At 68.2% G+C, this 12,419-nt stretch carries 12 protein-coding genes; 1 reads left to right on the forward strand and 11 read right to left on the reverse strand.

The window, feature by feature from the left end:
* Window positions 1–46: 46 nt before the first annotated feature.
* The 6 genes from AC4EEV_RS02160 to AC4EEV_RS02185 all read right to left on the reverse strand — a co-directional run bounded on the left by AC4EEV_RS02160 (window position 47) and on the right by AC4EEV_RS02185 (window position 6,401).
* The gene (locus tag AC4EEV_RS02160) at window positions 47–1,012 is read right to left on the reverse strand and encodes a methylenetetrahydrofolate reductase (protein WP_491330051.1); all 966 of its coding nucleotides are present in this window, start codon (window positions 1,010–1,012) and stop codon (window positions 47–49) included.
* A gap of 332 nt (window positions 1,013–1,344) precedes the next feature.
* On the reverse strand, window positions 1,345–2,058 hold the full coding sequence (locus AC4EEV_RS02165; protein ID WP_491330052.1) for a hypothetical protein: 714 nt from the start codon (window positions 2,056–2,058) through the stop codon (window positions 1,345–1,347).
* Window positions 2,055–4,037 carry a vWA domain-containing protein gene (locus AC4EEV_RS02170; RefSeq protein ID WP_491330053.1) on the reverse strand — a complete coding sequence of 661 codons (1,983 nt, stop codon included), beginning with the start codon at window positions 4,035–4,037 and terminating at the stop codon, window positions 2,055–2,057. The genes AC4EEV_RS02165 and AC4EEV_RS02170 overlap by 4 nt, the downstream gene beginning before the upstream one ends.
* Window positions 4,028–4,498: a hypothetical protein gene (locus tag AC4EEV_RS02175; RefSeq protein WP_109044478.1), complete on the reverse strand. Its 471-nt coding sequence runs from the start codon at window positions 4,496–4,498 to the stop codon at window positions 4,028–4,030. The genes AC4EEV_RS02170 and AC4EEV_RS02175 overlap by 10 nt, the downstream gene beginning before the upstream one ends.
* Entirely contained in the window at window positions 4,488–5,387 is a 900-nt protein-coding gene (locus AC4EEV_RS02180) for a DUF58 domain-containing protein (RefSeq protein WP_491330054.1), read from the reverse strand. The genes AC4EEV_RS02175 and AC4EEV_RS02180 overlap by 11 nt, the downstream gene beginning before the upstream one ends.
* Window positions 5,388–5,393: 6 nt before the next feature.
* Window positions 5,394–6,401, reverse strand: a complete 1,008-nt coding sequence (locus tag AC4EEV_RS02185; RefSeq protein ID WP_109044476.1) for an AAA family ATPase — start codon at window positions 6,399–6,401, stop codon at window positions 5,394–5,396.
* Between the two features lie 110 nt (window positions 6,402–6,511).
* On the opposite strand from AC4EEV_RS02185, the gene AC4EEV_RS02190 reads away from it, so the two are divergent.
* Complete coding sequence (locus AC4EEV_RS02190) at window positions 6,512–6,739, forward strand: hypothetical protein (protein WP_109044475.1); 228 nt, start codon at window positions 6,512–6,514, stop codon at window positions 6,737–6,739.
* Here the strand turns inward: AC4EEV_RS02190 and AC4EEV_RS02195 are convergent.
* The 5 genes from AC4EEV_RS02195 to AC4EEV_RS02215 form a co-directional block, all read right to left on the reverse strand.
* Window positions 6,736–7,593, reverse strand: coding sequence for a carbohydrate ABC transporter permease (locus tag AC4EEV_RS02195; RefSeq protein ID WP_491330055.1), 858 nt, complete (start codon window positions 7,591–7,593; stop codon window positions 6,736–6,738). The two genes, AC4EEV_RS02190 and AC4EEV_RS02195, sit on opposite strands and share 4 nt — an antisense overlap.
* A complete protein-coding gene (locus tag AC4EEV_RS02200; RefSeq protein ID WP_109044473.1) occupies window positions 7,590–8,471 on the reverse strand; it encodes a carbohydrate ABC transporter permease in 882 nt (293 codons plus the stop codon). Before AC4EEV_RS02200 ends, AC4EEV_RS02195 begins: the two co-directional genes overlap by 4 nt.
* Window positions 8,472–8,473: 2 nt before the next feature.
* Window positions 8,474–9,823: an extracellular solute-binding protein gene (locus AC4EEV_RS02205; RefSeq protein WP_133831659.1), complete on the reverse strand. Its 1,350-nt coding sequence runs from the start codon at window positions 9,821–9,823 to the stop codon at window positions 8,474–8,476.
* Between the two features lie 7 nt (window positions 9,824–9,830).
* Window positions 9,831–11,030 (reverse strand): ROK family transcriptional regulator, encoded by a 1,200-nt coding sequence (locus tag AC4EEV_RS02210; RefSeq protein WP_133831660.1) that lies wholly within the window; start codon window positions 11,028–11,030, stop codon window positions 9,831–9,833.
* A gap of 220 nt (window positions 11,031–11,250) precedes the next feature.
* Complete coding sequence (locus AC4EEV_RS02215; RefSeq protein ID WP_109044470.1) at window positions 11,251–12,408, reverse strand: class I SAM-dependent methyltransferase; 1,158 nt, start codon at window positions 12,406–12,408, stop codon at window positions 11,251–11,253.
* Window positions 12,409–12,419 lie beyond the last annotated feature (11 nt).

Raw genomic sequence — 12,419 nt, forward strand, 5'->3', positions numbered from 1 at the left:
GTGTGGAGCGTGCGGGGGTGGTCTGTGGGGTTCGGCCGGGAAGTGCTCAGCTGGCGAGCTGGGGCCGGGCGGCGGAGTCCCGGCGGGTGCCCAGGCGGCTGTGGCGCGGCAGGGCCAGCTTGTCCAGCACTTCGAGCGCGCTTTGGTGCTCGTTGAAGGTGTAGAGGTGGATACCGGGGGCTCCGGCATCCAGGGCGGCATTGGCCAGGTCCACCGTGGCGTCGACGCCGATGTGGAGGCGTTCGAGGTCGCTGTCGGCGGCGGCCAGGCGTTCCATCAGTGCGGGTGCCGGTTCGACGCCGGCCAGTTCACCGAGCCGGGTGAGCCGGCGGAGGCTGGTGAGCGGCATGACGCCGGGGATGATCGGGATGGTGACTCCGCCGCGGCGTGCCCTGGTGAGGAGGTTCGCGTACTGCTCGGTCTCGAAGAACACCTGGGTGATGGCGAAGTCGGCGCCGGAACGCTGCTTGGCCAGCAGCACCTCGACGTCGTGTTCCTCGCTGGGCGATTCCGGGTGCCGGGAGGGATACGCGGCCACGCCGACGGCGATCTTTCCGGCGCAGAGCAGGGCTGAACGCCGCTGCTCCACCCGCCTGATCAGCTCGATCAGGTCCTGGGCGTACCGCAGTGCACCGTCGGAGGGCCGGACGCCGTCCTTGGGCAGGTCGCCCCGCAGCGCGAGGATGCCCCGCACTCCGATGTCCAGCAGTTCGCCGATGATTCCGGCCAGCTCCTGCGGCGTGTTTCCAACGCAGGTCAGGTGTGCCAGCGGCCGGAGGGTGGTCTCGAGCAGGAGCCGGTTAATGAGTTCGACGGCGGTATCACGGTTGGATCCGCTGGCACCGTACGTCACGGAGACGTAGTCGGGCGCCGTGGTTTCGAGTTCACGGATGGTGGTCCAGAGCGTCTCGGCGGCGGCCGGGGAGCGCGGCGGGAACAGCTCATAGGAGAGTGCCACCGGGGCGGTGTCCGAGAGGTTTGGGTGTGCTTCAATGAGGCTTGGTGGTGACATTTGCGTCCTTGGCTTTGGGCCACTGGGGTTGCCTGCCGGTAAATCTACAGGGAAACCCTCAATGAATTGAGTTTGGGGAACACGGAGGGACTCCATTGAGGACGCAGCCGCGACTGTTACGCCTGGAATGAAGTAGTCCGTGAGCAAATGTCAGGCCCACATGGGGGCACCCACACCCTCCGGAACGGAGGATCGCTGACACGTTACCGCGGTAACTTGTCTACGACTCTATGGGGGCACGGAGGGTTCATTCAAGTCGGCAACCGAATAAGACGCAGTTTTACGGCGTGTTCCACACCCTCTGCAGAATTTCCTTCGCCGGCGGACCAGCCCTACCAGGGCCGGTCCGGCGCCGTTCCGCTGGAGTCGTCCAGGTATTGCTCGCGTTCACGGCCGCTGTTCCGTTCCCGCTCGGCCTGCCGCGCACTGTCCCGAAGTTGGTCCAGCTGGCTTTGCCGCGCCTCTGCCGAAGGGTCAGGCGCGGGCTCCGCCGACGGTGCCGCTGTTGGGCCTGGCCCTTGGGCGGCCGAGCTAAGCTTTCCTTCCAGCCGTTCGGCGGCTTGCCCCAACCGTCCACCGGCCCCGGCTGGCGCGTCCGGCGACAAGCAACCCGGTGCCTCCTTCGCCGCGGCCAGTGCGGCCTGGTACAGGGCAGCGGCCGACGCCGGATCCTCGGCCTCCAGCCGTTCGTCACCAAGGCGTTCGATCACCAGGGCCAGGTTGACCCTGATCAGGCATTCATCCCCGGAACCGGCCGGGACGGTGCGGAGCGCCGTTTCGAAGTCGGTCCGGGCGGCCCCGTAGTCTCCGCGCAGCACCGCAGCGCCGCCGGCGGCGAACGGCGCTTTGTGCGGCTCCACCACGTTGGCCACGCCGAGGCCACCGGCGGCGGCGTCCACGCCGGAAGCGTCCCCGGCCGCGTACCGTACGGCAGCATGCTCGGCGAGGACGCCGAGGCTGAGGAGCTTTGCCGCCACGCACAGCGCCAGGAGCACCGGCAGCAGCGACCAGAGCAGCAGGCGACGGCGGCGGACCGGAGGCCTCACCGTACGGCCTCCGCCCGTGCCGGCCGCGGGAGCCCGCGCAGCCGGCGCAGGACCGCCGCCGCTTCGGGCAGGGCCAGCAGGAACGCACCGGCGGCCAACAGCCAGTACACCTCGGTCCGGGCCGCGACGGAACCGTCGCCGTCCGAGTGTTCCGCCTTTCCCGGGTGCACCTGCCGCATCATGTCCGCCACCGGGGCGCCCGTGTCCCGATGCACGTACGGTACGCCCAGTTGCGCCGAAATGGTCCGGAGCCGTCCCTCGTCGATGACGGAGCGTGCGTCCCCTGCGCCGTTGTCCTGGACATATCCGCCGTGCGGTCCTGTCCCAGCGCCGCCGGCAGAGCCGTCGCCGGCGTCCAGGCCGGTGTTTTCCTTCATCCGGCCGCCCTCCGCCGTGCCATAGCCGAGGACCGCTCCCCCAGCCACCAGTCCGGCGTCGAAAGCCATTGCCTCCGGTTCCGTGCCACTGGTCTGTTCCCCGTCACCCAGGTAGTACACCAGCCGCGGGCGGCCGGGGTGGCTGTCCCGGGCGGCGGCCAGCCGCTCTGCGAGGACCTGCCTGGCGGCGGTGATGCTGCTGCCCTTGGCGTAAGCGGTGACTTGGGGCTCGAGGACGTCGGTGATGGTCTCAAGGGCCAGGGTATCGGTGCTCAACGGCATCCGGACATGGGCGGTGGTGTCGAAGGTGATGACTGAAAAACGCGCGCCCGGCAGCTGTTCCGCAATGGCCTTGATGTCCTTGCGGACGCCTTCCAGCCTCGGGGTTGCGCCGCCGTAGTCCTCGGCCACCATGCTGGTGGTGGTGTCCACCACGAAGAACACGTTGAGGTCCGTCGAGGCGGCCGGCACGTTACCGCCGGGCAGGCCGGGCCGCAGGGCTGCTGCCCCGACGAGCAGGACGACGGCGGAACGCCTGAACCATGCACGGCGCCCCGGCCCGGCGGGACGTGGCGGCGTGCCATGCCGGCCGCGCCTCAGCGGTGGCTGCACCTGCCACAGTGCAGCGCAGAGTACCAGTGCAGACAGAGCTGCGGTGGCCAGCGGTACTCCGGGAACCTCCGTCAGCACGGCCCGCGGCGCTCCCTGGATTGCAGCAGCCTTGGTCTTTTCGACGCCGGACACGATACCGGCCACGGCGTCAGGGCTGTCCAGGGCGTAGTAGGAGCCGCCCGTAGACTCCGCCGCAGCCCGCAGCCGGGCGCCCGGCTGGTCCGTCCCGGCGCCGTAGTCAACGTCTCCCGGATTCAGTGCGTAGACGTGCACCGACCTTTCCTTGGCCAGTTGCGCCGCCTGCTCCAGGGTCATGATGGGTTTGCCGGAAAGGAAGTTATCAGTGGCCAGCACTACCGACCGCGAGCGCTGCGGTCCGGCGGCACCCGGGCCGGTGGCGCCCTGGAAACTGTTCAGGCAGGACGCCAGGCCATCGCCGATCAGCGAGGAACCACGGCCGCTCCAGGTGCCGTCCAGGAATCCGGAGCTGCCGGGCTTGCCGTCGAAAGCGTCCTTGGCGGCCTGGAGTTGCTCCTGGGCGTAAGCGTAATCGTCCGTCAGCGGGAACACCTGGATAGCGCTGCTGTCGAAAATGGTCAGGCCGATCCGCTCGCCGTCGAACTTCCTGGCCAGGCCGGCGAAGACGTCCACCACTGCGGCGTCGGCGTTGCTCATGGAGCCGGATGCGTCCAGGCAGAGCATGATGTCCCGGTTGTGCTGCTCCGGCCTGGTGGTTGCCACGTCCACGGGGCGGGCAGCAGCCACCGCCGTCGAGGCCAGCAGCAGGGCACACGCGGTCCCGGCCACGAGCAGCCATCTCCGGTGCCGCCGAAGGGCTGCCTGGTATTCCGGCAGCGCGGTGAGCCGGTCCGCGTGGGCCACCGGACGGCGTCGAACGTCTTCCCGTCCGTTGCGCCGCAGCCCGGCCCACACGGCCCACGCCACGGCAGCGGCAGCCGGCAGCAGCACCCACCACAACATCAACTCCATGCGCGCACCACCGCCGAAGTCCGTGCCGCGGAGGCGCCCACGGAGGGCAGCGGACCGGGCCCGAATTCGGCCGGGTAGAGGGCTTCGACGGCGTCCGCGGCCGCAGGAAGCGGGTGCTGCGCCAGGTCCTGCTGCGTCATCCGGGTGGCGTCCACCCCGGTGGCGTCCCGGACGAATCCGCGCAGGAGCATGCTGATCTGCTGGTGCGCGGCCCGGGCGTCGAGGGTGCCTGCTGCAGCATCGCGTTCCACGTCACGGATGCGCTGCAGGTAGGCGGCCTTGAGCGACGGGAGGTCTGTCAGGGCGGGACGCGCCGGTGCGGAACCGGAAGCGGGGCCGGCACGGGAGCTTAACCACACGAAGGCGTACCAGCCGGCCACCAGGGCCAGGATTGCCGCTCCGCACCACACCCATGCGGGGTTGTACGGCAGCGGTCCGTAGAATCCGGGGTCAGCCTGCACGCCGGTGCCTTTCCAGCAGGGCAAACAGGCCGGTCATGACGTCGTCGCTGGCGGCCACATCCCCCTCAACGATCCCCGCAGCACGCAGCATGGCCTTGCGCTCCGCATCGCGCTGGGCGGCCGCGGTGGCATAGGCGGCCGCCACGCCGGCCGTCGCCGCAGGCTGCCAGGCCAGGACCGCGGAATCGGCGACGCTGTAGGAATCGGCTGTGGAAGACTCCCGTATTTCCTGGCTGGACGGCGCCAGGTCCGCGTCCCGGACCGTCAGCCAGAGGATCTCGTGCTGCGCGCGGAGCCTGCGGAGGAGCTGGCCCGTGGCGTCATCAGCGGGCAGTTCATCCGCGACGACGAACAACAGGTGGCGGCCCTTGACGTTGCCGGCCACGTGCTGCAACTGGTCCTGGAGCCTGCTCGGGGGGCCGTCCAGCCTGGTGTTGGTGTCGACGTGCCTCAGCAGCCGCTCCAGGTGCTCCTCACCGCCCTTAGCGGGCAGGGACCGGGTGGTGGAAGAGTCGCCGCAGACCAGGCCCACCACATCACCATGGCGGAGGGCAAGGTAGCCCAGGACTCCCAGTGCGAGGATGGCAATGTCCTTCTTTGCCTCCCCGGATTTGGCCTCCGCAGCCATGTTGCGCCCGGTATCGGTAACGAGGAGGACTGTTTGCCTCCGGACTGCCACATAGCGCCGGATCAGGGGTGAGCCGTGGCGCGCCGAGGCCTTCCAGTCGATGTCGCGGACCTCGTCACCGGGAACGTAGGCGCGCAGGTCATCGAAGTCGAGGCTGCGGCCACGGAAGACGGAACCGTATTCGCCGTCGAGCATTCCCCGGGCTTTCCGGTGCGCGAAGATGGCCATCTTCGACTTCACGCGCTGGAGCAGGCTTGGCATGCGGGGTCAGGGGGTCTGGACGGCTGCGACGATGGCGTCGATCACCGATTCGACCGGCACTTGCTCGGCCACGGCGTCGAAGTTCAGGATCAGCCGGTGCCGCAGCACCCGGTGGGCCAGCGACCTGACGTCCTCGGGGATGACGTGGTCGCGGCCATTCAACAGGGCCACCGCGCGGGACGCCTGGCTGAAGGCGATGCTGGCGCGGGGGCTGGCGCCGAATTCGATGAATCCGGCAAGCCGGGAGTCGATGTACTGCGAAGCATGCCGGGTCACGTACACCAGCCCCACGATGTAGTTGATCACCGCAGGATCAATGTAGATACGCCTGGCGAGGGCCTGGATTTCGGTGATGGCGTCGAGGGAGGCGGCGGCAGCAGGCTTCTGGTCCGCGGTGAAGATGCCGGCATCGATCCTGCGGATAATCTCCGCTTCCTCCGCAGGCGAGGGGTAGTCCAGCACATCCTTGAGCATGAAGCGGTCCATTTGGGCTTCGGGGAGCTGGTAGGTGCCTTCCTGCTCGATCGGGTTCTGGGTGGCCAGGACCAGGAACGGCGAGGGCAGCCGGTAGTCCTGGCCGCCGATGGAGGTCTGGCGTTCCTGCATGGCCTCCAGCATGGCGCTCTGGGTCTTGGCGCTGGAGCGGTTGATCTCGTCCAGCAGCACGATGTTTGCGTGCACCGGACCCAGCTGGGTGACGAAAGTTCCTTTGGCGGCGTCGTAGATCTGTGTTCCCACAATGTCGCTGGGCAGCAGGTCCGGGGTGCACTGGATGCGGCGGAACTCGGCGCTGACGGCCTCGGCCACCGTTTGCGCCGCAGTGGTTTTCGCCAGTCCCGGGACGCTTTCGAGGAGGATGTGGCCGCCGGTCAGCAGGCCCACCAGGAGCGATTCGCGCAGCCGGGACTGCCCCACCACCTTGGCGTCGAAACTGCGGGAAATGTTCGCGACCACCTGCTGCGCCCTGGCCAGCTCCGCCGGTTCGATTCTTGCGGGCACGCTGGTCGAAAGCACTGGTATTCCCCCTGGTGACGGTGATGGAGTCGCGGGCCGGGCCGGCCGTGTCCCGCCCGCCATCCTATCCAAGACCGCGGGGCCCGGAACGGCAATGGGCACCCCTCCCCATGCGGGCCAGGCAGGTCTATCCTTTTGCCATGACCGAGCTTCCAGACAGTTACAAGGAGTACCTCGCCGGCAAGAACCAGTTGTTCGTCGACACCGTCAGGCCGGTCCTGATGCAGTCCGCGGCGGACAAACTGCACGGCGTCCGCGTAGTGGACACCCACCACGGACACCAAGCCCACCTGGACGATACCCTCCCCTTCGGGGTGGTGCTGGAGGACATCGACTAACCCCTGACAGCTCCCGACAGCGCCAACGGGTTGCCGGCGCCGCGCGCCACGATGCCGTAGAGGGCCAGCACCGGCAGGGAGTACAGGATGGAGAAGGCGGCCAGCTGGCCATACGCCACGGCCCCGTACTGGCCGAAAAAGCTGAAGATCGATACCGCCGCCGGCTGGTTGGCTTCAGAGAGCAGGAGCACGAACGGTACGAAGAAGTTCCCCCAGGCCTGGATGAACACGAAGATAAACACCACGCCCAGGCCCGGGCCCATGAGCGGCAGCACGATTGAACGCAAGGCAGCCAGCCGGGATGCCCCGTCCACCCAGGCGGCCTCCTCCACGGCCAAGGGCACGGCATCCATGAAGTTCCTGGTCATCCAGATGGCCATGGGCAGGCTGGTCGCGGACAGGAACAGCACTGTGGCGGGCAAGGAATCCAACAGCTGAAGCTGAACGAACAATCCGTACACCGGAACCATGATGGCCGTCACCGGCAGGCAGGTGCCGAACAGGATGCCGTACAGGAACGGGGTGTTGAACCGCGACCGGAAACGGGAGAGCGGATAGGCAGCCAATACGGCCGCTGCCAGCGTCACGGCACCGGTCCCTGCAGAAAGCACCAGGCTGTTCCACAGCGGCCGGAACAGCAGCTCCGGGGTGAGGACTGCGGAAAAATTGTCCAGGGCAGGCCGCAGCGGAACTTTGGTGCCATGCCCGGCGGCCGGGTCCAGCGAACCGAGGACCAGCCACAGCAGCGGCAGCACGAAGCACGCGCCGATCACCAGCAGGACGGCATCCGCCACCGCGCTCCCCCGCGGACGGCGGCGGGCCCGTGGCCGGAGGGCAGTCCGTGCGGCGGTCACGGCTTCTGCTCCCGCAAGAGTCGAAGATAGGCGGCCCCGAACACTGCCCCGATCAGGATCAGCACCGAAGCGACCGCCGTGCCATAGCCGATATCGCCGAATTTGAAGGCCTCCTGGTAGGCCATGACGGGCAATGTGGAGCTGCCGTTGGCCGGACCGCCCGCGGTCATGACCCAGATCAGGGTGAACACGGCCAGGGTCTGCAGCGTGACCAGCATCAGGTTGGTGGCGATGCTGCCCCGGATCACCGGCAGGGTGATGAACACCAGCCGCTGCCAGGCGCCGGCACCGTCCATGTGTGCCGCTTCGGTGAGCTCGGCCGGTACCCCGCCCAGCGCCGCGCGGTACACCAGCATGGAGAAGGCGGTGCCACGCCACACGTTCGCCATGATCACGGCCAGCATGGGCACGGCGTAGAGCCAGTCGACCTCCGCCAGTCCCATCCCACCGAGCAACTGGTTGAGCGTCCCGTCGCGGCTGAAGAAGGCGTAGGCAGCGAAAGCCGCCACGATTTCGGGCAAGACCCAGGCGGCAACGACGGCGGTACCCACCACCGCCGAGACTGCGGGCCGTGCCCGGCGCAGAAGGACCGCCAGGGCCAGTCCCAGGACGTTCTGGCCCAGAACGGCGGAGCCGCCCACGAACAGCACCGTCAGGGCCAGCGAGAGCGGGAACACCGGGTCCTGCAACAGCCGCTGGTAGTTCTCCAGACCCACCCATTCCGGGTTCCTGGCATGCCGGCCGGTCAGTCCGGCATTGGTCAGCGAGGCCTGGAACGCCCACAGCACCGGGCCCGCCAGGAAGACAGCAAGCAGCAGGACGGCCGGCAGGACCGGCAGGTAGCGGGCGAGCTGCCGACGTTGGTGGTGGCGTGCCACCGCTACTTCCGGACGGTCTTGTCGCCGCCCACGATGCCTGCCACGGCCGTGTCGTAGTCGGCGGCCGCCTGCTCCGGGGTCCTCTTGCCCGTGATGACGGCTTCGGTGGCCTCCTGGACGGCAGCGGAGATCCGGGGGTAGTCCGAGGTGGCGGGGCGGTATCGGGTCACCGACACCAGGCTGGACACGTCTTTGACGAAGGGGTTGGCGGACTGGTAGCCCGGATCGGCTGCGACGTCGGTGCGGACGGCGATCTGTGAACTGGCGACCGTGAACTGCAGGGAGTTCTTTGCATTCAGCGCCGTGGTCAGGAACGTGAAGGCGAGGTCAGGCTGCTTGGTTTCCGCGCCCACGGCCAAGGTCCAGCCGCCGGACATGCTCACGGCACCCGGTGCCCCGCCGTTCTGCGTGGGGAACGGGGCCACGCCCATGTCCTGCGCGTACGCCGGCCATTCATAGCTTCCACCTTTTTGCCAGAACGACGGCGTATAGGAGCCTTCCACGGTGGCGCCCAACTGTGCTTTCGGAAACCAGTCCCCGAACACCTTCTTCCAGACGTTCGGGTCCAGCGCATCGGCAGGCGGCACTGCGAGGCCCTCCTGGTAAAGCGTCTGGAGGAAGGCGAGTGAATCCTTGAAGCCTGCTGAGCCGACGACCCACTTTTTCGCATCCTGGTCATAGAGGCCGGCACCGGTGCCGTAGAGCAGCTCGTAGAACCCCTGCATCACTGTTCCCTCGCCGGTGCCTTTGCCGGCGTACATGTTGAACGGGATCACGGCGGGGTTCGAGGCCTTGATCTTCCTGGCGGTGTCCAGGATGTCCTGCCAGGTGGCCGGGCGCCAGGGCAGCGCGATGCCCGCGGCTTCAAAGACTTTCTTGTTGTACCAGATGGCCCGTGTGTCGGTGCCCAGCGGCACTGCGTAGGTGCCGCCGTCGTCCGCCTTCCCGGCTTCCTTCGCGCCGGCGTCGAACTTGTCCCAGTCTTCCCACGCCGCCAGCCGGCTGTCCAGGTTCAAGAGGTACCCGGCATCCACGTCCGAACGGACCTTGAAAGTGTCTTCGTAAAAAACGTCGGGGGCGGTGGCAGGCGACCTGAGCGCGAGGGCCAGTTTGGTGCCGTAGTCGTCGTCGTTTGCCTGGATGGGCTGGAGTTCAACTGTGATGCCCTGGTGCGCTGCTTCGAACTCCTTCTTGGCGTCCTGGAACATGGTGTCCAGTGCGGTGAAGGAATCCGTCTTCTGGTAGGCCACCTTGATCGTCTTGCCGCCTGCAGGATCGGCGGGAGTACAGCCGGCGAGGGCCAGTGCTGCGGCGGCCAGCAGGGACACCGTGGCGGATACCCGGCGAAGCATGGTCCGGTCAGCTTTCCAGCAGCAGCCGCTGGGCGCGGGGCGCGAGGGTATGTTCCAGGACCAGCGATGCTGCGCCGATGGCGCCCACGTCCTCGCCTACGCCGGTGCCCACAACCTCGATGGGGTGGATCAGGCGGGCGGCGCTGTTGGTATCCAGGAGGGACGGGATCAGCTCCAGGTAGCGTTGGGACAGGCACGTCCAGAACGGTCCCCCGAAGACAACCCGTTCAACATCCAGGGTGTTGGTGACCACTGAAACTGCGCGTGCCACCAGGACGGCTGACTTGTCCAGGATGGCGGAGGCCCGTTCGTCCCCGCCGTAGGCGCGTGCGCAGAGATCGGCGAAGCTCTGCTTGATTTCGGCGGCACTGCTGGCGGGGGGCCCTTCCAGGATGCCGGCCGCTTCCGCCTCTGCCACCAGCACCTGCGGGATGCAGGAGGATTTGACGCAGCCCCGCTGGCCGCAGTCGCAGGGAGGGCCGTCCGGATCCACCACGATGTGGCCGATCTCGCCGGCATTGCCGGAGGTTCCGCGAATGACCTCGTCGTTGAGGACGATGCCGCAGCCGATGCCGGTCCCCATGTACATGAAGACGAAGCTCCCCGCGCCGCTGGGGCCGCCCGCCCAGGTTTCCGCCACGGCCGCGCTGGTGACGTCCTTGTCCACCAGCACCGAGTAGCCGGTGGCCCTGGCCAGCGCCTCACGCAGTTCCACCCGGTCCCAGCCCGGCAGCAGCGGCGGGTCCACCACGGTGCCGTTGTCCAGGTCGATGGGGCCGGGAGCGGCCACGCCCACGCCTGCGATGCGGCTGCGGTCCACGCCGGAATCGGTGACGAGCTGCGCCAGTTCCGCGGCGATGGTGGTGATGACGGCGGAGGGATCGTTCCCGCCCGGGGTCTTGATGCGTGAATGCCGGACCACCGCCCCCACGAGGTCCAGGACCACGAACGTGGTCACTGCCGGGTCAAGGTGGACACCCAAGGCGTACATTCCGCCAGGGTTGAGCCGCAGGATGGTGCGTGGCTTGCCCGGTCCGCTGCCCTCTTTGCCGGCTTCCACGATCAGGTTCTGGTCCAGCAGGCGCCGGGAAATATTGGAGATGGTCTGCGGGGACAGGCCCACGATCTGCGCGAGTTCCACGCGGCTCAAACCGCCGGTGGTCCTGCGGATCGCGTCGAGGATGACGGTGAGGTTGAAATCCCCCATCCTGGGCAAGTTGGTTCCGCGCCTCGGAGAAGATTGGCGGATCTCAGACACGGTGTCCCCTAAACGTCTTCGGCTACCTGCATACGGTGATGCTTTGAATCGTACGTTACGGGCGGGCGCCCGCCCACATGGCCGGGCGGCGGCGCGGCGCGGGAACGGTCCACGTCAGCGGCGGGTTGGCGGTGGGCGCCGGTCAACGGGTGGCAGCCGCCGGCCCGGATCAGCGGGGACGGCGGACGCTTCGCGTGACGGTGAATTTAGGATTCATGCCTTCCACGACGGTGGGTCCGACGTGCCGTTCCAGCGCCGGCAGGTAGGCAAGGTGCCGGTTGAAGACCGTCCACAGCTCCCCGCCGGCGGCCAGGACGCGTCCTGCCGCCTCGATCATCTTGATCCCGGCGCCCGCGTGGACGCCGGCGCCAACGTGGAAGGGCGGGTTCAGCAGGACGGCATCGGCAGCGCCGTCGGGGAAGGTACTGAGCGCGTCATCCTGCAAGACAGTGATCCGGTCCGCCAGGCCGTTCGCCCGTGCGGTGGCGAGGGCCGACTGCACGGCGGCCGCGGACTGGTCGGTGGCCGTCACGGCGGCGCCAGGGAACTGGCGGGCGTACATGGCGGCGAGGATGCCGGTGCCGCAGCCGAGGTCGACGGCGTGCCGTGCCGGTTTCATGGCGGGCAGGAACGTCAGCAGGAATCGGGTGCCGATGTCCAGTTTGGCGCCGGCGAAGACAGCGCCGTGGGCGGCAACGTCAAGGTCCAGCTCAGCGAGGTGCTCCACCACCGGAAAGCGTGGCGGTGCGGCCGGCTTTGGTCCGGCGGCCAGGACCAGCCGCGACTTTTGCCGGGCGAGCTGCGGCTGGACGGACGCGAAAAAGCGTTCCAGGACCGCGTTCATGCCCAGGGACATGTGTTTGACCCTGCCGCCGGCCAGCAGCAGCACCCCGGGGGCCGCATGGCGGGCGACGGCAGCCGCAATCTCCTCCAGCTCCGCCAGGGTCTTGGGCAGTTGCAGCAGGACAGTTTCCGCGCCTGCCAGGAGCTCAGGCCCGAGGGGCAGCTGGACGAACTCCGTGCCGTCACCGGCGTATCCCGGCAACTGTGCGTCGCATTGCGCGGCGTTCAACCGCAGCGCCCGCTCCCCCGTCACCAGATCCTGGTGCACGCGCAGGGAGGCCGGGGCGAGGACTGCGGAGGCGCCCAAGGTCAGGGCGCCGTAACGGTCACCGATGACGGCAATGGTGCTGCCGGACCGGCCAAGCTGCACAGCGGTGTCCAGGAGCAGCCGGTCCGTGGCGTCCCAGGCGTGGAGGTTGGGCGCTTCAACATCGGGCCGCCGGCGCAGGACATCGAAAATCTCCGCCAGGGTATGTGCTGCCACCGCTGTCCTGC

The sequence above is a fragment of the Pseudarthrobacter sp. MOO14 genome, from assembly GCF_058267675.1.